The 22,966-nt window shown below is 68.3% G+C and carries 16 protein-coding genes, 1 pseudogene and 4 CRISPR repeat arrays; of the genes and pseudogenes, 11 read left to right on the forward strand and 6 right to left on the reverse strand.

Annotation, left to right across the window (positions count from 1 at the left end; translation table 11 throughout):
* Positions 1–414: 414 nt before the first annotated feature.
* From ACFC79_RS30180 to ACFC79_RS30190, 3 genes are all read left to right on the forward strand, one after another.
* Positions 415–2,127, forward strand: coding sequence for a hypothetical protein (locus ACFC79_RS30180; protein WP_376246553.1), 1,713 nt, complete (start codon positions 415–417; stop codon positions 2,125–2,127).
* Positions 2,127–2,951, forward strand: a complete 825-nt coding sequence (locus ACFC79_RS30185; RefSeq protein ID WP_376246555.1) for a DUF721 domain-containing protein — start codon at positions 2,127–2,129, stop codon at positions 2,949–2,951. The genes ACFC79_RS30180 and ACFC79_RS30185 overlap by 1 nt, the downstream gene beginning before the upstream one ends.
* 103 nt (positions 2,952–3,054) lie before the next feature.
* On the forward strand, positions 3,055–3,453 hold the full coding sequence (locus ACFC79_RS30190) for a hypothetical protein (protein WP_376246558.1): 399 nt from the start codon (positions 3,055–3,057) through the stop codon (positions 3,451–3,453).
* A gap of 51 nt (positions 3,454–3,504) precedes the next feature.
* On the opposite strand, the gene ACFC79_RS30195 is transcribed toward ACFC79_RS30190, so the two are convergent.
* Positions 3,505–3,789: a hypothetical protein gene (locus ACFC79_RS30195; RefSeq protein WP_376246560.1), complete on the reverse strand. Its 285-nt coding sequence runs from the start codon at positions 3,787–3,789 to the stop codon at positions 3,505–3,507.
* 93 nt (positions 3,790–3,882) lie between these two features.
* A CRISPR array of direct repeats spans positions 3,883–4,209; the repeat unit is 37 nt; unit sequence GTTGCGATCCTCGGTCGCCCCGAAGGACGACCGCCAC.
* 178 nt (positions 4,210–4,387) lie between these two features.
* Positions 4,388–5,590: a CRISPR direct-repeat array (repeat unit 37 nt; unit sequence GTTGCGATCCTCAGCCGTCCCGAAGGACGGCTGCCAC).
* A 178-nt stretch (positions 5,591–5,768) separates the two neighbouring features.
* Positions 5,769–7,122: a CRISPR direct-repeat array (repeat unit 33 nt; unit sequence GTTGCGATCCTCGGTCGCCCCGGAGGACGACCG).
* A gap of 317 nt (positions 7,123–7,439) precedes the next feature.
* Between ACFC79_RS30195 and ACFC79_RS30200 the strand changes: the two genes are divergently transcribed.
* The 8 genes from ACFC79_RS30200 (at position 7,440) to ACFC79_RS30235 (ending at position 19,312) form a co-directional block, all read left to right on the forward strand.
* Positions 7,440–9,653: a CRISPR-associated endonuclease Cas3'' gene (locus ACFC79_RS30200; protein WP_376246563.1), complete on the forward strand. Its 2,214-nt coding sequence runs from the start codon at positions 7,440–7,442 to the stop codon at positions 9,651–9,653.
* 678 nt (positions 9,654–10,331) lie between these two features.
* Positions 10,332–11,027, forward strand: coding sequence for a type I-C CRISPR-associated protein Cas5c (gene cas5c / locus ACFC79_RS30205; protein WP_376246566.1), 696 nt, complete (start codon positions 10,332–10,334; stop codon positions 11,025–11,027).
* A 3-nt stretch (positions 11,028–11,030) separates the two neighbouring features.
* A complete protein-coding gene (gene cas8c / locus ACFC79_RS30210) occupies positions 11,031–12,824 on the forward strand; it encodes a type I-C CRISPR-associated protein Cas8c/Csd1 (RefSeq protein WP_376246570.1) in 1,794 nt (597 codons plus the stop codon).
* A 58-nt stretch (positions 12,825–12,882) separates the two neighbouring features.
* A complete protein-coding gene (gene cas7c / locus ACFC79_RS30215; RefSeq protein ID WP_376246572.1) occupies positions 12,883–13,797 on the forward strand; it encodes a type I-C CRISPR-associated protein Cas7/Csd2 in 915 nt (304 codons plus the stop codon).
* Positions 13,797–14,465 carry a CRISPR-associated protein Cas4 gene (gene cas4 / locus ACFC79_RS30220; RefSeq protein ID WP_376246575.1) on the forward strand — a complete coding sequence of 223 codons (669 nt, stop codon included), beginning with the start codon at positions 13,797–13,799 and terminating at the stop codon, positions 14,463–14,465. Before cas7c ends, cas4 begins: the two co-directional genes overlap by 1 nt.
* Positions 14,462–15,496: a type I-C CRISPR-associated endonuclease Cas1c gene (gene cas1c / locus ACFC79_RS30225; RefSeq protein ID WP_376246578.1), complete on the forward strand. Its 1,035-nt coding sequence runs from the start codon at positions 14,462–14,464 to the stop codon at positions 15,494–15,496. Before cas4 ends, cas1c begins: the two co-directional genes overlap by 4 nt.
* The gene (gene cas2, locus ACFC79_RS30230; RefSeq protein WP_376246580.1) at positions 15,496–15,786 is read left to right on the forward strand and encodes a CRISPR-associated endonuclease Cas2; all 291 of its coding nucleotides are present in this window, start codon (positions 15,496–15,498) and stop codon (positions 15,784–15,786) included. The genes cas1c and cas2 overlap by 1 nt, the downstream gene beginning before the upstream one ends.
* Positions 15,787–15,927: 141 nt before the next feature.
* Positions 15,928–16,838: direct repeats of the CRISPR family, unit length 37 nt; unit sequence GTGGCGGTCGCCCTTCGGGGCGACCGAGGGTCGCAAC.
* Positions 16,839–17,743: 905 nt separating this feature from the next.
* Positions 17,744–19,312, forward strand: coding sequence for an ISL3 family transposase (locus tag ACFC79_RS30235; protein ID WP_376246582.1), 1,569 nt, complete (start codon positions 17,744–17,746; stop codon positions 19,310–19,312).
* Between the two features lie 529 nt (positions 19,313–19,841).
* On the opposite strand, the gene ACFC79_RS30240 is transcribed toward ACFC79_RS30235, so the two are convergent.
* From ACFC79_RS30240 to ACFC79_RS30260, 5 genes and pseudogenes are all read right to left on the reverse strand, one after another.
* Positions 19,842–19,997, reverse strand: coding sequence for a hypothetical protein (locus ACFC79_RS30240; protein ID WP_376246585.1), 156 nt, complete (start codon positions 19,995–19,997; stop codon positions 19,842–19,844).
* Positions 19,998–20,295: 298 nt separating this feature from the next.
* A pseudogene (locus tag ACFC79_RS30245) lies at positions 20,296–20,463 on the reverse strand (IS6 family transposase); the annotation flags it as partial.
* 238 nt (positions 20,464–20,701) lie between these two features.
* Complete coding sequence (locus tag ACFC79_RS30250; RefSeq protein ID WP_376246588.1) at positions 20,702–21,559, reverse strand: urease accessory protein UreD; 858 nt, start codon at positions 21,557–21,559, stop codon at positions 20,702–20,704.
* Complete coding sequence (ureG, locus tag ACFC79_RS30255) at positions 21,556–22,281, reverse strand: urease accessory protein UreG (RefSeq protein WP_376246625.1); 726 nt, start codon at positions 22,279–22,281, stop codon at positions 21,556–21,558. Before ureG ends, ACFC79_RS30250 begins: the two co-directional genes overlap by 4 nt.
* Before the next feature lie 25 nt (positions 22,282–22,306).
* Complete coding sequence (locus ACFC79_RS30260) at positions 22,307–22,960, reverse strand: urease accessory protein UreF (protein WP_376246590.1); 654 nt, start codon at positions 22,958–22,960, stop codon at positions 22,307–22,309.
* Positions 22,961–22,966 lie beyond the last annotated feature (6 nt).

Genomic DNA, 22,966 nt, shown 5'->3' on the forward strand with positions numbered 1-22,966 from the left:
CCAGCTCCACCCCCGCCGTTCGCTCCCGGCAGCGGCTCCGAAAACTTTTTCCGGCCGAACTGTCACACCGACACCCGGACCCACACCTGTAGCAGGCGTGACTACCACTTCTGCTCCCGCCGCCCCGGCCGCCCCGCTCACGCACCCTCTGACGGAAGGCGCCGACAACTCCGTCGACGGCGCCTTCCCGTCTGACGGGACGGGTTCCAAGATTTCTGCCCGCCGTGCGGGAGCGAATAGCGCTCTTGGCGGGGGTGTCCGCTTTAGCGCATATATCGGGCGCATGACAGCAGTGATGAGCATGTTCGCCCGTGTCGTGGCGGGCCGGTGAGTGCCGTGGCGGCGTCGGCCGCCGTGGTGGTGCCCGCGCCGCGCCCGGCACCCGAAGCTGGCGGGGGTTCTGCCTGCCGGGTCGTGACCGGCGGGAAGCGGGTGCAGCGGGTGCGGGTGCCGATGCGTCTGGTCTGGTCGCCGTTCTACCAGGACGTGGCGCTGAGCACGTACGTGAAGATCAAGGCGTTGGCGTCGCGTCCGGAGGGGTGTCAGGCGCGGACGGAGACGATCGCGTCCTACCTGGGGCTGTCGGCGTCGTCGGTGGAGCGGGGGATGACCCAGCTGCGCCGTCCGGGCCCGGACGGTGTGGTGGAGCTGCGGTCGGAGCGCCGCACGCTGCCGGGCGGGACGGGCCGGTCGGCGATCCGCGCGGTGCGGCCGATGTCGCGTGACGAGGCGTTCGTGTGGTTGCCGGTGGCGGTCGCGGAGGATCTGACGCCGAGGCAGTTGCGGGTGTATGCCCTGGTCGCGTACGCGCAGGCGCGGCGGATCGCGGTAACGGAGTCGGAGCTCGCCTCGCACCTGCGGCACTACTCGGGCCGTCGTGCCGGCCAGGCGCTGACGGTGACGGCGGCTTCGGCGGTCGTCGACGAAGTCGAGACGGCGCGCTGGGTGACGGTGCGGCGGCGTGCGGGAGAGCGGGGCCGGAACCTGTACATCGCGCACGACATCGCCCCGGAGGCCCGCCCGGACATCCCGGCCGACGGCTGCGGCACTGCCCCAGAGGCCGCTGAGGCGGCTGTGGGCAGCGGGTCTGTTGGGGCGTCCAGTTCCCAAGCTGGTGAGGGATCGGGTTCCCAAGCTGGTGAGGGATCCGTCGCGTATAAGGAATCACCTAGGACTGACTCACCTGATGACGGGCGAGCGCTCTTGTCACCCGCCGTAGGCGACGTACAGGTAGTAGAAGGCGTTGCGCCTGTGGAAAACCCAGCCGACGGTGAAGCCGCAGCCGCCGTGGGCTGGGCTGGTCTCGCGCTGCGCGCGGGTGGAAAGAGCAAGCCCGCGTCGGATCCGATGACGGAAAAGCGCAGCAGCAGGTCCGGGAGCGGCCGGGGTTCGTCGTCCGGCGGTCTGATGGTGATGAGCGCGGAGGTCTACACGCTGCTGGAGCCGGTGCATCACCTCCTGGCCCAGGTGACCAATCCGTTCGTCGCCCGGAAGATTGCCCGTGAAGTCACCCGCCAGCTGGCCGACGGCACCGCACGGGACCGGCTGTCCCACCGGCTGACCGCCCGCTGCGCGGTGGCGACGGAGATCCGTGACCCGGGCCGGTGGCTGCTCGGCGTCGCCCTGCCCCGCTGGGGCTGCGGCCTGCAGGACTGCGAGGCCGGGGTGATCTGGCGGACCGGCGTGGCGTGCGAGATCTGCGCGGAGACCGTCCAGGACAAGGCCGCCGCCCGGCAGCGCACCGACCGCGCCGCTCGGGGCCTGTGTCCCGAGCACGGCACCCGCCCTGGCCCAGCCGGACACTGCACCGACTGCGAACTCGACGCCGCCATCGACCGCCCTGCACCGGCACCGCGCGAGCCTGAGGGCCCGCCGCGCGGGGCCTGCGGTGACTGCGGTGCCCGGATCATGCTGACCGGGCACGCACTCACCGACGGGCTGTGCAAGCCCTGCCGCACGGAGCCCGCCCAGGCGCCCGGGCTTCCGCCGACGGCTGCCTCCACTGCGGCCGGGCAGTCCGTCTGCACGGGCAAAGACGGCACCGTGCCGTGTACCCGCAAGGCCTTGCCGACCCGCACGGTGTGCCTGCGCCACCGGGCCCAGGACCTCGCCGGGGCGGTGGCCTGATGACCAGCGCCCCGCAGCTCAGCGGTGTGGACCTCGCCCGCCAGGCCCTGATCGCCGCCCGGGAAGCGGCGAAGAAGAACGGCGCCACCAAGAAGCCGCGGCGGCGTACCGGCCTAACTGTGCGGCGTGACGGGCGCGACCCGGTCGGGCTCGGCGCGGCAATCGGCATGATGATGACCGAGCGCGGCCTGGTCGCCCCGGCCGCCGGCGGCACCCTGCTCGACCGGTGGGAAACCGTTCTTGCCGCGGCCGCGCCCGAACTCGTCGGTCACGTCCAGGCCGTGGGCTTCGAGGCGGACACCGGCCGCCTGGACGTCGTCCCCGAAGCCCCCGCCTACGCCACCAAGCTCCGCTGGACCACACCGAAACTGATCACGGCCGCCACCACAGCAGTCCCCACCGCAAACGTCCGCACCCTGAACATCCTCCCGCCCAGCCCCCGGAAAACCAGCACCACCGCAGACACCGCCGCCCCGGCCGCGCGGCCTGAAGAACCCCGGCCCAAGCACCCGGGCTACCTCGCCGCCCTGGCCGCCCACCACACCGCCGGAGGCACCCGCGAGACCGGACTCACACCCCTCATCCGCGAAGCCGCCGACCGCCAGACCGAAGCCCTCCTCCGCAGCCGCGAGCCCGAGCACGCGTTCACCGAGCCCGCCGCCCAGGAAGAAATCCTCCAGGCCCAGGCCCGGCAGCGCCCTGCTCAGCCCGACGGCACTCTGGAAGACAGCATCCGTGCCGCCCTCGCCTACAAACGCCGGGGCACGCCCGTACCTGCGGCCCGCGTCCCAGCTCTCCAAGGCGTCATGAACACCACCCCGTGATCATCATGTATCTGCCATGCCGGGCCCGTGATCGTTCGGCCGGTCGACCGCGGGTACCGCGACCGGGCAGACTCTGCGGGCCATCCTGGCCCCGGTCGACCTGGTGTGGGCGCGTCTGGAGCGTCCGTCCGCCCTCCGCCTGGTGGCCGCCGCCCGCAGCGAGCTGAGCAGGGTGGTCGGATTCGTCGGCCGTGCGGACGCGCCGCAGGTCCTCGCCGACCGGCTCTCCCGGCGCCTGGCCAACCAGATGCGCACGGCCGGGCCGATCAAGGACCCGGTGGGCTGGCTGATCGGCCTGGCCCTGCCCCAGCGCCAGCAGTGCGGCGACGTGCGGTGCTCGACTCCGGCCAGGTCTGCCCCCGGTGCGAGGACCGGCAGGCCGACCACCGGGCGCAGCGCGGTCGCGGCCAAGGTCGACGCCGCGATGCCCAGAGCCTCGGAGGCGGAGCGGCGGATGGCCACCGCGCAGCAGTTGCACCAGGACGTGACGGCCATGGCGTAGGTGAAGGCGCACGAGTGGGAGGAGGTCCGGGCCCGGCAGGCCGCCGCAACTCTAGCCCGTACTGAAGCTGCGGCCGCACGGCACGAGGACGACGTCCCGACCTCGCCGATGGCCCCGGTCGTACTCCCCGCGCCCCGCCCGGCCGTAACCGCCCCGCCCCCTGAGCCGGCCGTCGATGATCAGGAGCTGGTCCTTGAGGACCTGACCCGCGAGCAGGTACTGGACTGGCGCACTCGCGCCGCGCACGACCATCAGATCGTCCACGACCACATCGCCCGGTACGACGAGCACTCCGCGCAGCGCCTGTTCACCCGGTCGTTCGTTGCGACCGTACAACGTCTATCCGGCCTCGGGCACCTCAAGCACCGAAGCCGCCGCGCCGCGCCCACGTCGAGCGGGCCAAGTTCAACGAAGCGGCGACAACGCGGGGGTGCGATCCTCGGTCGCCCCGAAGGACGACCGCCACGACCAGCGCCGATAGGAGGACCCCGTGGCCTGGTGGTTGCGATCCTCGGTCGCCCCGAAGGACGACCGCCACCCCAGCACCGTCAACCACCACTGCCGCAAAGCCCAGGTTGCGATCCTCGGTCGCCCCGAAGGACGACCGCCACCTCGGCGGTACGCGGGTCTCCCTGACGGTGCGGCAGTTGCGATCCTCGGTCGCCCCGAAGGACGACCGCCACCTCGCCCATGCCCCCGAACCCGTTGTCAGCGGTAACGTTGCGATCCTCGGTCGCCCCGAAGGACGACCGCCACGGTAAATGACCAGCGGAAACATGCTAGAGGGAGCGTCCCTCCACCCCAACCGTGAAGGTTAAAAGCTCTCAATAGGCACATTTCCCTTAGGGGTGACTCGCGTGTCGCGTGCATGCTTGAGGTTCCGAAGCCAGCCCCCGACCGTAGCGACTGCGGCCGACGACGCCCGGACCAGACCGCTGCAATCCTCGACCGTCCTGAAGGACGGCTGCCACCACGGTAGCCCTGTCGGAGATGTACACGACCGAGCTCGTTGCGATCCTCGGTCGCCCCGGAGGACGACCGCCACAGGACGAGAGGGCGGCAACGCTGCGCCGCCACGCTGTTGCGATCCTCAGCCGTCCCGAAGGACGGCTGCCACGTGGTGGCCACGGTCACCCGGCCGGGGACCTTGGTGTTGCGATCCTCAGCCGTCCCGAAGGACGGCTGCCACCCCGCTTCGTCGACATGGCCCAGACGTGATGCGCATGTTGCGATCCTCAGCCGTCCCGAAGGACGGCTGCCACCCGCGCCGAAGCGGCGTCGGTGGTCGCTGCGGAAGTTGCGATCCTCAGCCGTCCCGAAGGACGGCTGCCACCACGGCTGGGAGACCGTCGCGGCCGTAGTCGCCACCACGTTGCGATCCTCAGCCGTCCCGAAGGACGGCTGCCACCCTCGTCCGTCTCCGGGGTGGCCGGGCGGCGGAACTGTTGCGATCCTCAGCCGTCCCGAAGGACGGCTGCCACGTGAGAGAGGCTGGGTCGCCCGGGTGTCGTCGACGTGGTTGCGATCCTCAGCCGTCCCGAAGGACGGCTGCCACACGCCAGTTGGCCGACCGCCCGCCGCCCGGCCGCCGGTTGCGATCCTCAGCCGTCCCGAAGGACGGCTGCCACGAGGCGCGCGGCCCAGTCCTGGATGTGCAGGGGAGTGTTGCGATCCTCAGCCGTCCCGAAGGACGGCTGCCACGGCCTGACCAACCTCCTTCTCCACAACACCGCGCAGTTGCGATCCTCAGCCGTCCCGAAGGACGGCTGCCACACGATCGGCCAGCGCCGCGTCTGCCCGGGCAAGACGAGTTGCGATCCTCAGCCGTCCCGAAGGACGGCTGCCACCGTCGAACAGCCTCCCGTTCACTCGCGACCCTGGGGTTGCGATCCTCAGCCGTCCCGAAGGACGGCTGCCACTGGACCGGTATACGCGGCTCAAGCCGTACGAAGCCGTTGCGATCCTCAGCCGTCCCGAAGGACGGCTGCCACCTTCTGCCGACCTGATGGCCTGGCTCGACGCTGTCGTTGCGATCCTCAGCCGTCCCGAAGGACGGCTGCCACACCGCCGGTGATCTGCGGGAGCGGCAGGTGGGAGAGGGTTGCGATCCTCAGCCGTCCCGAAGGACGGCTGCCACGGTAAATGACCAGCGGGAACATGCTAGAGGGAGCGCCCTTCCACCCCAACCGTGAAGGTTAAAAGCTCTCAATAGGTACATTTCCCTTAGGGGTGACCCGCGTGTCGCGTGCATGCTTGAGGTTCCGAAGCCAGTCCCCGACCGTAGCGACTGCGGCCGACGACGCCCGGACCAGACCGCTGCGATCCTCGATCGCCCCGAAGGACGACCGCCACCCACGAGGTGTAGGGCCGCCTGTTCCAGGCGCTGCCCGTTGCGATCCTCGGTCGCCCTGGAGGACGACTTGCCACCGACGGCTCCGCGGCCCGGAACGCGGTCGATCACGTGTTGCGATCCTCGGTCGCCCTGGAGGACGACCGCCACACGGGCTGGCGACCCGGGCCTCGCCGCCGGTTTCCTGTTGCGATCCTCGGTCGCCCTGGAGGACGACCGCCACTCGCGGCGGACCTCAACGAAGTGATGGCCGAGGTCCGGTTGCGATCCTCGGTCGCCCTGGAGGACGACCGTCACTGTGGAGCCGGGCGCTGCGCCGGATCGCCCTGCGGGTGTTGCGATCCTCGGTCGCCCTGGAGGACGACCGCCACCCCATCCCGAGGCTGTTGTTCGTGCCGCCGGCAGAGGTGTTGCGATCCTCGGTCGCCCCGGAGGACGACCGCCACGGCGTACTCCGAGGACCAAGCCGTGGTGGACGTGTGGTTGCGATCCTCGGTCGCCCCGGAGGACGACCGCCACATGGCTGACGCGGGCCTGGCGCAGACCGAAGTCGTAGTTGCGATCCTCGGTCGCCCCGGAGGACGACCGCCACAGCCACTCGCGCTGGGCCCGGACCAGATCGTCGGGGTTGCGATCCTCGGTCGCCCCGGAGGACGACCGCCACTTGTGTCTTCCGTTCAGGTGGTCGGCAGGATGGTGAAGTTGCGATCCTCGGTCGCCCCGGAGGACGACCGCCACCGGTCACCGCCCCCCGCGACACCGCCTGACCGACCGGTTGCGATCCTCGGTCGCCCCGGAGGACGACCGCCACGGGTCGTTTTGCCGGCGCCCTGAAGGCCGGACATGAGTTGCGATCCTCGGTCGCCCCGGAGGACGACCGCCACCTCCAGGCCGCTGCCTTCCTGCCGCCAGTCGCCGCTGTTGCGATCCTCGGTCGCCCCGGAGGACGACCGCCACCCGGCCGCCACCACCAGCGTCGCGGTCAACTGGGGCGTTGCGATCCTCGGTCGCCCCGGAGGACGACCGCCACCCTCACAGTCGGGCTGAACGGGCCGACCCACCTGACCGGGTTGCGATCCTCGGTCGCCCCGGAGGACGACCGCCACGTCCTGCCGGGGGCACAAACACCCATTGACCAGCGGTTGCGATCCTCGGTCGCCCCGGAGGACGACCGCCACCTGGACCGTATCGGCCGGCGTGTGGCCGCGTGGGGGTTGCGATCCTCGGTCGCCCCGGAGGACGACCGCCACTAGTGTGATCGACGACCAGGCGAGGGGATGCTGATGGTTGCGATCCTCGGTCGCCCCGGAGGACGACCGCCACGGCAAATGACCAGCGGAAACATGCTAGAGGGGATGTCCCTCCAGCCCAACCATGAAGGCCAAAAGCGCTCAATAAGTACATATTTCTTAGGTGTGATCCGCGTGTCGCGTGCATGCTTGAGGTTCCGAAGTGCCAATGCGGTTCGGGGTGCGGATTTGTTACCTGCTCAGCTTCCCGTGTGCGCGGTCGTGTCAGTGGCTCATCTTAGGGTGGCGGCTTCGAAGGATTCTGTGGTTGGAACCTCGGGGGATCAGTGCCAGAGCGTGAGTTGTTTGCCCACAGTCGGAGTCCGCAGTCGGGGTATCGGCACCGGTTGGCGGATCATCTTCGCGGCTCGGCGGCCTTGGCGCGGTCTTTCGCCGAGGCTTTCGGTGCCGGTGAGACGGCTGAGTATCTGGCGCTGGTTCATGATGTCGGGAAGGGGTGCTGTGCCTGGCAGGACCGGTTGGTCTTTCATGCCGAGCCGATGGGCAAGCCGGTAGGGATTCCTCACAAGGAAGCGGGTACCTTGCTTGCCGCGCGGACGGTGGGGCGTCAGCTTGCCGCTGTGGTGCAAGGGCATCATGGAGGGCTGCCAGATCAGGACAAGGTCAAGGATGTGCTGGCTGAGCTCCAGGGTGCTGGGCAGGACGCGGATCGCGCCCGGGAGGCGACGGGGGCCGTGGCCCGGGTGGTGCCGGAGATCTTGCGGGACGACCGGATTCTGCCGCCGGCCTGGCTCGCTGGGCTTGAGTTGCCGCGTCGAAGGGCGCTGGCCCTGGATGTTTTCACTCGCATGGTGTTCAGCTGTGTGGTCGATGCGGATTACCTCGATACGGCAGCCCATTTCGCAGGCGGGGCGCCGCGCGTTGGTGTGCGCGCGGATATGGGGGAGTTGCTGAAGCGTTTTGAGCGGCGGAGGGTGCGGTTGCTTGCCCGGCGTGTGGCGTCGCCGGTGGATGGGCTGCGAGAGCGGGTGTATGAGGAGGCGCTGACGGCGGCTGCGGGTGTGCCGGGGATGTATGTGCTGCATGTGCCGACGGGTGGGGCGAAGACGATTGCGGCGGGCGGGTTCGCGCTGCGGCATGCGGCTGAGCATGGTTTGGGGCGTGTGGTGTTCGTTGTTCCGTATATCAGCATCACGGAGCAGAATGCTGATGTGTACCGGGATCTGCTCGATCCTTCTGAGGGCAGCGGGGCCGGTCCTGTGGTGCTGGAGCACCACAGTTCGGTGGAGCTGGACGAAGGGGACGGTGCGGGGGCCTGGGCGCGGCTGGCGGCGGAGAATTGGGATGCGCCGGTTGTGGTGACGACGACGGTGCAGTTGTTCCAGTCCTTGTTTGCGCGGAAGCCTACCGCGATGCGGAAGCTGCATCGGCTGGCGGGGTCGGTCATCGTGCTGGACGAGGTTCAGGCGCTCCCTGACCGGTTACTGATTCCGATCTTGAGTGTGCTGCGTGATCTGGTGGAGCACTTCGGGGTGTCGGTGGTGCTGGCGTCCGCGACGCAGCCGTCGTTCTGGTCTCTGGCGCAGTTGGATGGGGTTCCGCGTCGCGGCATGGTGGAGGACGTGGCAGGGCTGTTCGAGGCGTTGCGGCGGGTTCGGTATGAGTGGCGTGTGGGGCCGGAGGTGACGTGGGAGTCGATCGCGGACGAGATCGCGTCTGGGGGTGGGGATCGGGTTCTGACGGTCGTGAATACGACGCGGGATTCGGCGCGGCTGCATCGTCTTCTGACGGGGGCGGGCGACGGCGGGGGTCGGGTGGCGGTTCCGGTGTGGCACTTGTCGACGAGGATGACTGCTGGGCATCGGCGTGAGGTGATCAGGCATGTGCGGGGTGAGCTTGCGGCCGGGCGTGGGGTGCATGTGGTGTCTACGTCGTTGATCGAGGCGGGCGTGGATGTGGATTTCCCTCGGGTGTACCGGGCGTGGGCTCCGGCAGAGGCGCTGCAGCAGGCGGCGGGCCGCTGCAACCGTGACGGCCGGTTGGCGGAGGGGGGCACGGTCGTGGTGTTCCGGCCGGTGGACGGTGGGGTTCCGAAGGATTTGTCGTACAAGGCGGCTATGGATGCGAGCGCGGAGTTCTTCGGGCCGGATATGTCGGATCCGGATGATCTGGATGCCCTGGGCCTCTACTACGAGAAGCGCTGGGCGCTGCAGGGCATCGATGGGCGGTCGATGGGGGAGGGGATCCAGGAGCTGCGTCAGAGGTGGGATTTTCCCGCTGTTGCGGACGAGTTCCAGATGATTGACGACAGGTACGCCCAGTCGGTTGTCGTGATCCGTCCGGAGGAATCGGATGAGGAGCGGGACCTCATTGAGTCCGACATTGCTTCGCTGCGTGGTCGTTTCCCGTCGGGGCCAGGGCCGTTGCGTCGTCTGCAGCCGCACATGGCCACTTTGCCGAGGCACGAGGTTGCTGCTGCGCTGCGTGCGGGGCTGGCCGAGCCGGTGATTGGTGATCTTGTGGTGTGGCGGGGTTACTACGATCCGGTGCGCGGGTTGGACGCAGATGATCCTGAGGACCGGGGCGGCTACGTATTTTGAGTTTGTGGTGAAAGGCACGTTGTGCGTCGGTGCGTGCGACGATGGGTTGGAAGCTCGCTTGACGAGTTCTAGGCGACTGACTGTGTCTGTTGTTGGTCGAGGGTCGCAATATCTCGATCGTTTGGCTTATTGCTGCTGTCGAGGCGGTGGATGAAGGCTCCGCATTTCGTCCACCGCTTTCTACGTTGAGCTATGCACTTGAAACCGTTCTGTGCGGCATTGTCTGCAAGGTGCCTCTGCCGCACGCTGAGATGGTCCGAAAAGTTCTTGCCACACGATAGAGATGAAGGCGATTTAGTGAACGGTTCCTGGGCGACCAGTCTCCCCGTCCTTGGCGCAGCTGAGATGATCATCATTGTTGTGGTGCTGATCTACCATCTGGCACAGCATGTCCGAGCCGACATCAGGTTCTGCTTCGGCAGGTAGCACACCGGAGTCCTCGTGAGCAGCGAATTCTTCTGTTCCTGAGGCGCGCTGTCAGTGCCTCCACCTACAGTGCGGGATCACTAGGGGACAGGCAGTGACTGCTGTCCCGTTGGTTCCGTGTGCCATCGTCGGGCCTACCCAGAGGCAGGCCCGACGGGGTGGACTGTCAGGAATGGACGACGGATGAGAACGATGGTGCCGGCATCCAGCAGGGCGGGGCGTGGCAATGGGGGTTGGGCTTTCCCTGATTTGGTGGTGGAGGTCTGGGGTGATGCGGCGTGTTTTACGCGGCCGGAGCTGAAGGCTGAGCGGGTCAGTTATCAGGTGATGACGCCGTCTGCGGCCAGGGGGGTGCTAGAGGCGATTTTCTGGAAGCCCCAGTTCCGTTATGTGGTGCGGAGGATTGAGGTGTTGCGGCCGGTGAGCTGGGTGCGGGTGCGTCGTAACGAGGTGAAGTCGGTGATCAGCGCCCAGGAGGTGCGGAAACTTCAGTCCGACCGGTGTCACCGCTATGACGTCGAGATGGACCGGGACCAGCGCAGCACGCTTGCTCTGAGAGATGTCCGTTACCGGATCCATGCGCAGATCGTGGTGGCTCCCGAGGCTTTGGCCGGGTCGGCGAAGTATCCGCCTGCGTCGGAGGAGAAGTACCGCGAGCAGTTGCGGCGCAGGGTGGAGCGGGGTGCCTGCTTCTCGGAGCCGTTTCTCGGTTGCCGGGAGTTCGGTGCGTCTTTCGGTAAGCCGGATCCGCGGCAGCGGGTGGTGGAGTTCAGTGAGGAGCTTGGGGTGATGCTCCACTCGATCGTGTATGGGCCCAGGGGGGAGGGTTACCGGTGGTTCCGTGCTTCCGTCGTCGATGGGGTTCTGGAGGTGCCGGAGGAGCCGTTGCCGGATGAGGCGGTGGCTATGCCGCTGGCTGCGTGGCGGGCTGATGAGGCGGAGGGGTGAGCGGTGCTGTTACAGCGGTTGGCTGAGCACGGGGACCGGATCGCGGGGGAGCTTCCTGCTGATTTCTACCGTGAGAAGCAGATTCACTGGGTGCTGGATATTGCCGCGGACGGTCTGAGTGCGAAGCTCCTGAATCGGAAGGTGCCGGGGCGTCAGCGCGACCAGGTGCTGACCATGCCGGTGCCGTATGTACAGCGGTCGGGGACGAAGGTGCCTTCCTACCTGCTGGTCGATACTGCTGAGTTCGTGCTCGGGGTGCCGAAGGCTGCCAAGGACGGCAGTGTCTCGGAGAAGGACCGGGACGAGGCGTCGCGCCGGCACGGCGCGTACCGTGATCTCGCTCTGCGCTGGGCGTCGTCCGCAGGTGGTGAGCCCGCGGCTGAGGCGGCCAGGACGTTCTTCACTTCCGGGCCGGTGGCGCTCGACCTTCCGGAAGGGGTCGAGGCGAAGGACACGGTCGCCATCATGGTCGGTACCCGCTGGCTGCACCAGCTGGGTTCGGTGCAGCAGCTGTGGGCCGAGGAAGTGCGGGCCCGTAAAGGCGGTGCTGCGGAGCGTGCGGGGCTGTGCCTGGTGTGCGGTGAGTACCGCGCGCTGCTGGCGACGATTCCGGAGCCCGTGAAGAAGGGGGCGATCCCGACCGCAGGTGGCAGCAACGAAGGCCAGCTCGTCAGCATCAACACTGCGGCTCAGGGCCGCGAGGGTCTGACCCAGCTGGTGAACACCCCCGTATGCCACCGGTGCGGTGGCCGTGTCATGGCGGTCCTGAACCACCTTGTCGCCTCGGACCGTCACAGGCGCCGTTTCCGGGACGACGGAGTCCTTTTGTGGTGGACGAAGCAAACTGAGCCCGACTCCGCGCTCGCCATGTTCTTCAATGACCAGCCGGAAGCCGCCGACATCGAGCACCTCATCGATTCGATGAATACCGCTCCCGGTCCCGCTGCTGCGGGCCGCGCGGACACCGATGCCTTCTACAGCCTGTCCCTCGGTCTGAACAACGCCCGTCTCGTCGTCCGCGACTGGATTGATGTCCCCCTGCACACGGCGAAGACGAACCTGGCCGCCTGGTACGCCGACCACGGAGTCTGGGACGGATGGACCGGACGGACCCGCTACTTCCCGCTTTGGCAGCTGGCCCTTTCCTGCGGCCGCTGGCAGGGCGAGCGCTACACACCTGATAGCGCCCCCCAGGGCCTGGAGGCCGATCTGCTCCACAGCGCCCTGCACGGCACGCGTCCGCCTGCCCGAGCTCTCCCTCTCCTCCTGCAACGCGTCCACGCCGACCGGCGCGTCGATTCACCGCGGCTGGCGCTGCTGCGCCTGCTTCTCAACCGTTCCCCCGACCCTCAGGACCACCTGATGCCACAGCTCGACAAGGACAGCACCGATCCCGCCTACCTCTGCGGCCGGCTCTTCGCCGTTCTTGAGTCAGTACAGGACGAGGCGCTCCCGGACATCAACACCACCCTGCGGGACAAGTACTTCAGTGCCGCGGTCGCCGCGCCCAACGTCACCCTGCGCCGGCTGTTCGCCGACTCCGGGGCGCACTTCAAGCGGCTGCGCCGGGACAAGCGCGCTGCCCGGTACGCGCTGGAGGCACGACTCTTCGAGATCTACAGCAAGGTGAGCGACGACCTTCCCAGCTACCTCACCGACGTCCAGCAGGGCCGCTTCATCATTGGCTACTCCCACCAGCGTCACGAGGACATGGCACGGAGGCAGGCTGCGAAGGAACGCAAGCTCGCCGCGGTTCCTGCTCAGGCTGAGCCTGCCCAGGACACCACCTCGGCCTGAGCCGTACCCCGCAACACACGTACACCGTCACGAACTTGTTCAAGGAGAACGTTCCGTCATGACCGCTGCCCACCTGGACCCCGCCCGCAAGCACGACTTCGTCTTCCTCATCGAGGCCGTCGACTCCAATGCCAACGGCGATCCCGACAACGGCGGCCTGCCCCGCACCGACCCGGTCAGCGGCCACGGCCTGATCACCGACGTCGCGATCAAGCGGAAGATCCGCAACACCGTCGCTCTCATCAACTCCTACGAACCCCGCGAAGGCTACGAGATCTACGTCGAAGCCGGCACCGCACTCAACAGCCAGCACGAGCGCGCCTACACCGCCGGGTCCGCAAGCGACCAGAAATCCGCGCAGGAATGGATGTGCCGCAACTTCTTCGACGTACGCATGTTCGGTGCCGTCATGACGACGGGCAAACGCGACAAGCAGGCCGGCCGCGTCCAAGGCCCCGTCCAGATCGGGTTCTCCCGCTCCATCGACCGCATCACCCCCCTCGACATCGGAATCACCCGCGTCACCCCCACCAAGGAAGAAGACCTCAAGGCGTGGAACGAACGAGCAGAGGGCCAAGACGCCGAAAACAAGGGTAAAGAGACCGAGATGGGCTCCAAGCACGTCGTGCCCTACGCCCTCTACCGCGGCACCGGCCACTTCAGCGCACCGCTCGCCCGCCGCACCGGCGTCACCTCCGACGACCTCGCCCTCTTCTGGCGCGCCTTCGAAGTCATGCTGGAACACGACCGCGCCGCCGCACGCGCCAACCTTGCCCTGCGAGGCCTGTACGTCTTCACCCACGACGACGCCTTCGGCCGAGCACCCTCCCACGAACTGTTCGAACGGATCACCGTCAAATCCCGAGACGACGTCAACGCACGCAGCTTCTCCGACTACGGCACCGTCGAGGTACGTGACGCCAACCTCCCCGCCGGCGTCACCCTCACCACCCTCATCCCGCGCCCCGTCTGATGACCACATCTCTTCCCGCCCAGGGCGGAGAGGGAGACCTCCTGCAGGTCACGCTCTCCGCCCTGGAGCACTACGCCTACTGCCCCCGCCAGTGTGGCCTCATCCTTCTGGAAGACGCCTTCACCGACGACGCAGCCACCATCCGCGGGACCCACCTCCACCAGCGTGTCGACACCCCCGGAAACAAGGGACGCCGAACCGTACGCACCCTGCACGCCCTGCCCGTCTGGCACGACGGCTACGGCCTCACCGGAATCTGCGACACCGTAGAACTGCACAACGACGGCCGCATCCTCCCTGTCGAACACAAATCGGGACGCTACATCCCCGGCGGGCCAGCCGACATCCAAGCAGCCGCACAAGCCCTCTGCCTCGAAGCAATGTTCCAGCGACCCGTACCTGAAGCCGCGGTGTTCTCGGCAACCGACCGCCGGCGCCACCTCATCACCATCGACGACGCCCTGCGGGACCGTGTGCTCAAGACCACCCAAGCCGTACGGGCTCTCCTCGAAACCAGCCACCTGCCCGGCCCCGCAGCCGACAACCGATGCCGCCGTTGCTCCATGGCCACCGACTGCATGCCGAAACTGCTCGCCGGAACGCGCCGCTACCGCCAAGCCCTCGCCACTCTCTACTTACCCACCGACCCACAGGACACCGACGAGTGACCACCGAGCTGCTGAACACCCTGTACGTGCAAACACAGGGAGCCGACCTCCGCCTTGACCAGGACAGCCTGCGCGTCCACCTTCCCGACACTCCCGGACGCCAGATCCTCCCACTGCGCCGCATCGACGCCATCGTCCTCTACGGCCACATCAACCTCTCCACCGAACTGATCAGCCGCTGCGCCCAAGACCGAAGATCCGTAACCTGGATGACGAGGGGAGGGCGCTATCTCGCCCGCCTCGACGGCGCCGTCCACGGAAACGTCCTCCTCCGACACGCCCAGCACCAGATGCACGAGGACACCGAGGGCCGCCTTGCCATCGCCCGCACCATCACCGCAGGCAAGATCCGCAACAGCCGCTGGATTCTTCTCAGAGCCGCCCGGGACGCCGCCCCCACAGCAAAGTCCCGCATACGCGATGCAGCCGACACTCTCGCCGCAAGCCTCGCCGCAACCAGTACCTGCACATCCCTTGACGGCCTCATGGGCACCGAAGGAAACGCCGCCCGCACGCACTTCGCCGCCCTCGCTGACACCATCCGCCCTACCGAAGGCATCCCTACCTTCACCCACCGTAACCGTCGACCACCCACCGACCCGATAAACGCTCTGCTCTCCTACACCTACGGACTGCTGCGCGGACTCGTCCACGGAGCCGCCGAACAAGTCGGCCTCGACCCATACATCGGCTTCCTCCACGGGATCCGCCCCGGCAAACCAGCACTCGCACTCGACCTCATGGAGGAGTTCCGTCCCGTCCTCGCAGACCGCTTCGTCCTCACCCTCCTCAACCGCCGCCAACTCCGGCCCGCCCACTTCGAGACCACTCCCGGCGGAGCCGTCCGCCTCACCGACGAAGGCCGCAAGATCGTCATCACCGCCTGGCAAGACTGGAAGGCCCAGGTCTGGGAACATTCCCTCGCAGGAAGGAATGTCCCTGCAGGCCTACTGCCAGTGGTCCAGGCCCGCATCCTCGCGCGCCATCTCCGGGGCGAACTTCCCGCATACCTCCCCTGGACGGCTGCCTGATGGAACTACTCGTCACCTACGACGTCGACACCACCACGCCCGAAGGCCGACGCAGACTCCGCCGGGTAGCCAAGCTCTGCGAAGGCCACGGCATACGTGTGCAGAAATCTGTGTTCGAAGTCGTCACCAACGACAAAACGCTCCTGACATTCATGTACGACCTCGAAGACCTGATCGACGTCAACACCGACAGCATCCGTATTTACCGCCTGCCCCACGCGGGTACGGAAGACGTCCACACGCTTGGCATCGCCGCTACTCACCCCCACCGAGCAGACCTCATCCTGTAGGGAGAAGACGGCTTCGGAACCCCAAGCAAGCACGCGGCACGCGGATCACACCCAAGGAATATGTACCCATTGAGTGGTTCTATCCTTCGCGGTTGGGTTGGAGGGACGCTCCCTCTAGCATGTTTCCGCTGGTCAATTACCGTGGCGGTCGCCCTTCGGGGCGACCGAGGGTCGCAACGTCGGGCACCTCGCACGGCACGACGTCGTACTTGGCGGTGGCGGTCGCCCTTCGGGGCGACCGAGGGTCGCAACGCGGACAGGTGATCGACGACCGGCCGCCCCGCACCGGTGTGGCGGTCGCCCTTCGGGGCGACCGAGGGTCGCAACAGGCAGGCCGCGATGCTCCTCGGCGGCGGGATCCTGGTGGCGGTCGCCCTTCGGGGCGACCGAGGGTCGCAACTCGGTGAGCCACCACAGCAGTTCGGTCTGGCCCGTGGTGGTGGCGGTCGCCCTTCGGGGCGACCGAGGGTCGCAAATGTCTGGGTTGGCGGGCGTGTATGGGTTGCTGAGCTGTGGCGGTCGCCCTTCGGGGCGACCGAGGGTCGCAACCTCCAGCGGTCAGCGGATCCGGACTGTCCGGCTCCCCGTGGCGGTCGCCCTTCGGGGCGACCGAGGGTCGCAACTCGTGGCTCTGTGCCATTGCCTCTCCCGGGTGGCGGTCGCCCTTCGGGGCGACCGAGGGTCGCAACGGCGGGGAGGATGGTGCCGCGTCGGGCGCGGTCGAGTGGCGGTCGCCCTTCGGGGCGACCGAGGGTCGCAACCCCGTCGGTGTGGACGGGCTTATCGTCGCCCTGCTGGTGGCGGTCGCCCTTCGGGGCGACCGAGGGTCGCAACTCGGCACCGGCCGCCAGCGCCACGGCGGGCAGTCCGGTGGCGGTCGCCCTTCGGGGCGACCGAGGGTCGCAACCAGATCATGTCGAGCAGGTCCACGAGGCCTCCGAGGTGGCGGTCGCCCTTCGGGGCGACCGAGGGTCGCAACTCGGACTCGGCGCGGCGCAGCTCGGTCCATTCGGTGGTGGCGGTCGCCCTTCGGGGCGACCGAGGGTCGCAACAGTGAACAGTCGAGCAACGTCAACGCTGCGGACCGACCACCAGTTCATTTACGACCACATCGCCCAGCACTCGGCTCAGCGCCTGTTCACTCGGTCGTTCGTCGCGACCGTGCAGCGCCTCGCGAGCCTCGGGCACCTGGACCTCGGCTACACCCTCGTGGGGGCAAGTGTGAGCGGCAGCGAGACGTACGGTGTCGACTGGCCCGGGTCGCGCTGGAGGCGGCGCGCAAGAACGGCGGCGGCCAGAAGACGAAATCGAAGCCGCAGGTCATCCGATGCGGCGGGACGGGCCGCGTCGATGGCCTCGGGGCCGCGGTCGGCGCGCTGGTCACCGAACGAGCATGGGAGCTCCCGGCTGTCGGCGCGGCGGTGCGGGAGCGGTGGGCGGTCATCGCCCTCTGAGTGGGACCAGGTTCGGGCCCGGCAGGCCGCCGTGGCGCAGGCCTGCGTCGAAGCTCCGGCCGTGCAGTCCGCCACCGTTCCGGTCGTCGACGACGTCGTTGACCAGGTGCAGGGGTTAGTTCTTGAGGACCTGTCCGCGAGCAGGTGCTGGATTGGTGTGCCTGCGGTGCCTGCGACTACTCCAGCGACCGCAGGTGCGCCGTACACAGTTTCACTCGCTTGAAGAAGGCGCCTGCGTCGGTGGCCAGTTCGGCCAGCCGTTCCTGGTGAATCTGCCGGGCGTTGATGCTCATCTCGTGCGGGCATCCGTCGTACTGGTAGGTGCCCGCTTGTGGCGGGTGTAGTCGTTCGGGCGGTTGAGGGCAGGTCACTGGTCTGCCTGTATCGGGGTATGGGGTTGCTGTGGCTCCATCAGGTTCACCGTGAGAGCGGACACGCAAGGGCTCTGTCGCGATTTTCGTGAAACCTGAGATGTCGATCTGGGCGGCCCGTGATCATTCCAGGTGTCTGTTGATGATCTGTTCGCCGTCCTCTTCCCGCACTTCGCCCTCTTGCATGTCGAGTTGATCCGGGCGACGGGCCGTACCGTCCGGATCCAGGCGCGAGGACGGGAGTCGTCGGCAGTCTGTCCCGGCTGCGGCACAGTGTCGGAGCGGGTGCACAGCGGCTACGAACGGAAGATGTCCGACACTGCGATATCGAACCAGCAGACCGTCCTTCACCTGCGGGTTCGCCGGTTCTTCTGCGGCAGCTCGGACTGCTCGAAGAAGACGTTCGCCGAGCAGATCCCGGGACTGACCTTCCGGCACGGTCGGTGCACCACACTGTTGCGCACCATCCGGGAGGTCATCGCCCTGGCTCTCGGAGGCCGGGCCGGAGCCCGCCTCACCGAGCTCCAGGCGATCGGCGTCGGCAAGGACGCGATGTTGCGGCTCATCCGCGACTTACCCGACCCGGAGGTCGGCCCGGTACGGGTCCTGGGCGTCGACGACTTCGCACTCAAGCGCGGTCATCACTACGGCACTGTTCTGATCGACATGGAAAAGCGCAGGCCGGTGGGCCTGCTGCCCGAGCGTTCCGCCGACGCGCTCGCCAACTGGCTCACCTGCCACCCAGGCATCGAGGTCATCTGCCGTGACCGGGCCCGCTACTACGCCGAAGGGGCTGACCGGGGCGCCGCCGATGCGGTCCAGGTCGCTGATCGCTTTCATTTGTGGCAGAACCTGGGCGAAGCCGCCGAGCGGCTCGTCGCCCGGCTCCGGCCCCAATGGGTCCCGCCCCCGCAGGAGAAACCTGAAGTCACCGTGCCAGAGAAGCCCGAGGGACTGCGGGCCCAGCGTATCCGCGAACGTCACGCCGCAGTCCACGCGCTGATGGACAGGGGGATGGGCATCGGCGGCATCGTCGCCGAGCTCCGTCTCGACCCGAAGACCGTCCGCAAGAACATGCGCGCGGCCACCGCCGACGAGCTGATCGGTGCCAGTCCCACCGGCCGGCAGAGCAGCCTCGACGGCCATGCCGCCTACCTCACCGCCCGCTGGGCCGAGGGCTGCACCAGCACCAGCCGCCTCCACCGCGAACTCGCCGACCGCGGACTGACCGTCAGCGAACGGACCGTCCGCCGCTTCCTCCTACGGCTTCAGGAGAACACCAAACCCACCACCCACCCGCCCATTCCGAAGGTCCGCGAGGTGACCAAGCTGATCCTCACCCACCCCGACAACCGGTCCGAAGCCGACCGCGTCGTCCTCAAGGAACTCCGCGACCGCAGCGGCGACTTGGACACCGCCTGCCAGCTCGTCGCACGCTTCGCCGAGATCCTCGTCCACCGCCAGGGCCAGGACAAACTCAAGCAGTGGACCCACGACGCCGAACAGAGCCAGCACCCTGAGCTGCGAGGGTTCGCCTCCGGACTCCGCAAGGACTGGGACGCGGTCATGGCCGGCCTCACCCTGCGCTGGAACTCCGGCGCCGTCGAAGGCCACGTCAACCGCATCAAGATGCTGAAACGGCAGATGTTCGGCCGCGCGAAGCACGACCTCCTCAGGAAACGCGTACTCCTCGCCCGCTGAAGATCAACAGGGTGGGATCACGGAAGTCGCGACAGAGCCACGCGGCCGTGTCCGTGGACACACGAAGACCGTGATCCGGGGCCGGTCCTTGCTGATCGTGGTCGTCATCCTGGAGGGCTCGCAACTGGACATCGCGGCGTCGGACGCCGACCGGGCCGCGGGTCGTCATCAGCCCTGGAGGGCTCGCAACGTCCCTGCTCGCCGAGGATCTCCCGGGCCACCGCGGTCGTCATCAGCCCTGGAGGGCTCGCAACCCGACCCAACCGAGCTGGCCGCCACCGACCGCAAGCTGCCGAATGGTCTCGTTCTTGCCCAGCGGCTGCGGTCCAGGCGGTACCGTCGCAAGCGGAGGATGACACACACACTCAAATGATCAGTTACAGCACATCCTTCCCAGCCTGAGTCAGGTCCTGGCCGCGCTGGCCCTGTTCCTCCCGTGGGGGCTCGGGACGCGGGGACCGACCGTCACACCGCCGGTACCCGTACGGTCCGGGCGGAGAGGAGGCCGACGGCGGGGGTGAGACGGGGGTCAGGCCGCCGGTGGCTGGCTGGAGGGCGCGGCCTGGTCGGCGGGCTGGTCCAGTTGCTGTTGGCGGCACCGCTGTTCGTTGCGGTGGTCCTCAACGCGCTGGGTGAACAGCTTCAGCGCGGGCAGGCACGCCCCGGACACTGATGGGCAGGTCACGGTCGACCTCTGGAAGTGACGTAGGCGCAGGTGAGAGCGTGGTCCCATGAGCATGATTGATGACGTCATCGCCCTGGCCGCCACCCACGGCCCGCGCCTGTCCGCGCGGGACGCCACCGTGAACGAGGCGGGCCTGGACTACCGCGTCGTCATGGCTTCCGACACGACTGACCAGAGGTGGGTGCTGCGCGTACCGCGCCGCGCCGACGTCTCCGAGGGGTGTTGTCACGTTGGTGAGGTGTTGATCGATCGAGGCGCGTCAGGGCGTGGAGGGGTCGGGGCGCGGGGCGTAGGCCTGCCCAAACTTGGCGCACCAGCGGCGGACCGTCTCGTAGGAGACGATCACGCCGCGCTGCAGCATCAGCTCCTCCACCTCACGGAACGACAGCGGGAAACGGAAGTACAGCCACACACAGTGCGCGATGATCTCCACCGGGTACCGGTGCCCCTTGTACGACGGCGACACGTCCCCCACGGACAACCCTCTCCAGCATGATCAACCTGAAGATCATCCCACTCAGCCAGCCAACGTGACAGCGCCTCCAGGAGCAATCGGCCTGCTCATCGTGGCCCGTTTCCCGAGATGCTCGGCGGCCTACGGCTGCTGCGTGATCCGGACAGGCAGGAGTGATCACCTGCACGCGGTGCCGATCAGCACGAACCTGCGATCCACTCCTGGTTCCCGCTGTCGGCCGAGGGCAGGCCTACGGGCCTGCTGGTGCTGCTGGTGACGGCGATGGGAAGCCGGCCGGCGTCGGCACAGCCCTTCGCCCGGCTGTTTCGGCGTGGCTCGGGCGTCGTGCAGCAAGGTGGCCCCGGGACCGGTGGCCGTGTATGGCCTCCTCGCGCCAGGCTGCGAAGGCGGGGTCGCACAGCCGGTCACGGAACCGGCCGATTCCGATCCAGCGCAGTAAGGCCCCGGCCCGGTCCAGACGGAAGTACGTCTCGCCAGGCCCGGTGGTGCCGGCTTCCGGCTCGCCGGGCGGTTCGGGCGACCATCCCAGGGCGGTGACGGTGTCCATGGAGCGAAGGTTCCCGAGGACGCCCAGCATGCTACGGGTCTGCCTGGTCAGGTCGAGGTGCTCCACCTGCACCGGCCCGGTGTCGTCCGTCGCGTTCAGGAACGTGGTGAGATCCCCGCCGGTCTGTCCGGCACGTCCCAGGACGATCTTCTCCTGCATCAGGATCCTGCCGGTGCCATGCAGGCGGATCCGGGTGTCGCGGTGGGTGGCGATCCCGTCCGAGACCACGAAGGGCTTGCCCGCCCAGGTAAGGACCGCCTCGTCGCCCACGGTGGCGTCAATCGCCCACGATGCCGGTGCGTCGCCCTCGTACGCGACCGTGCCGGTCGTCTCCACGACGTCGAGCCAGGCACCGGGAGCGACATCCACCTCGATACGGACATCGTCGCCGGACAGGAGCAGCGCCTGGGTGGCGAGCAGGCCCACCCGGGCGCCGTAGGCGTCCTGCTCCATGATCCGCGCCGTCAGATGCCCGGTCGTGCGGTGGACGCGGCTGCGACTCCCCGCGCGGACGACGCTCAGGCGGGTCGGTCCGGTCACGCGCTCTGCCCTGCATGCGCCGGATCCTGGCCGTGCGCGTGGGTGTGCAGATGGGGTTCCTCGCAGTCCTGGCCGGCGTGGAAGTGCGGGGCCATGGGGCCCGGGTCGACCGGGGTGTGCTTGCCGGCGCGGTAGTGCGCGAGGGTGTCGCGAACCCAGCCGGTCAGCATCCGAATGGACGCCTCGTCGTGCCGGGACAGCGCGACCACCGGAGCACCCTGCCGTACGTTGCGCCCTTCGCGCGTCATGCGCTCGACGTCCACGCCCACGTGCACGCCCAGGTCGGTCTTGTTGATCACGAGCAGGTCGGCGCGGGCGATGCCGGGACCGCCCTTGCGGACGACGTCACCGCCGCCGGCGACGTCCAGGATGAACACCTGGGCGTCCACCAGAGCGGGTGAGAAGGTGGCGGTGAGGTTGTCGCCGCCGGACTCGATGATGACAAGATCCAGTGGCCCGAAGTCGGCCTCCAGGTCCTCGGCCGCCAGCAGATTGGCCGTCACGTCGTCACGGATGGCGGTGTGGGGGCATGCGCCCGTCTCCACTGGGCGGATTCGTTCGGGGTCCAGCACTCCGGCGCTCCTGAGAAAGCGCGCGTCCTCGTCGGTGTAGATGTCGTTCGTGATGACGCCCAGGCGCAGTTCGCCGGACAGCGCCCGGCACAACGTCGCGATGAGCGAACTCTTCCCGGTGCCGACGGGGCCGGCTACGCCCAGGCGCATGGCACGGGCGGGGGCGGTGGCGTTCTCAGGCACTGAAGAGCCTCTCTGTGGTGGTGTCGTGGGTCTCGGCCCAGCGCTCGATCAGGGGAGCGCCGTGGGCGGGAATCTGTTCCGGGAGGCGCAGAAGGGCGACCTCGTCGGCCATCTTTTCGATGTCCGGGAGGAGTTCACTCACCCACGCCGCGATGGTCAGCGGGTCCTGCGGTTCGAGCTTGAGCAGGGCCGCGGTCACCGTCTGGGCGTCGTCGTACCCGACGAGACGGGCCACGTCGGCCGGGTCCATTCCGGCGCGGTGCGCGAGCAGGCCGAGAACGACGGGACGCGACCAAGTGCGTGCGCGGGCATCGACAGGGCCGGGCCAGAGCCCTTGCAGGACCCGTAGGTACCCGCGGCCCAGCCGCCGCCCATTCGCCCGCAGCGCCGGACTGGGGGTCCGGGCGGCCCAGGCGGCCTCAACCTCCACGAGGTCACCGGCGTTCGCCGCGACCGCACGCGCGACGACGGCGGTGCCCGCCTCCACCAGGGTGACGGTGCGAAGACGCGAGCGCAGGTACGCGGGCACCTCGGCGGGTGCGATACCAGCCCGCAACGCCGGCTCCAGACCGGCGGACTGTGTATGCCCCCCGGACGGGAGCCGGGCATCGCCCAGCAGGGCGAGCAGGAGCGGAGAGGTGCTCACCGGGGC

This window comes from Streptomyces sp. NPDC056061 (assembly GCF_042266885.1).
Taxonomy (GTDB): Bacteria; Actinomycetota; Actinomycetes; order Streptomycetales; family Streptomycetaceae; genus Streptomyces.

What these genes read in the sequence shown, in the direction of transcription:
- cas4 (WP_376246575.1), top strand. Translation starts at nt 13,797, where the DNA reads ATGACCACATCTCTTCCCGCCCAGGGCGGAGAGGGAGACCTCCTGCAG.
- cas7c (WP_376246572.1), top strand. Translation starts at nt 12,883, where the DNA reads ATGACCGCTGCCCACCTGGACCCCGCCCGCAAGCACGACTTCGTCTTC.
- ACFC79_RS30185 (WP_376246555.1), top strand. Translation starts at nt 2,127, where the DNA reads ATGACCAGCGCCCCGCAGCTCAGCGGTGTGGACCTCGCCCGCCAGGCC.
- ureG (WP_376246625.1), bottom strand. Translation starts at nt 22,281, where the DNA reads ATGCGCCTGGGCGTAGCCGGCCCCGTCGGCACCGGGAAGAGTTCGCTC.
- cas2 (WP_376246580.1), top strand. Translation starts at nt 15,496, where the DNA reads ATGGAACTACTCGTCACCTACGACGTCGACACCACCACGCCCGAAGGC.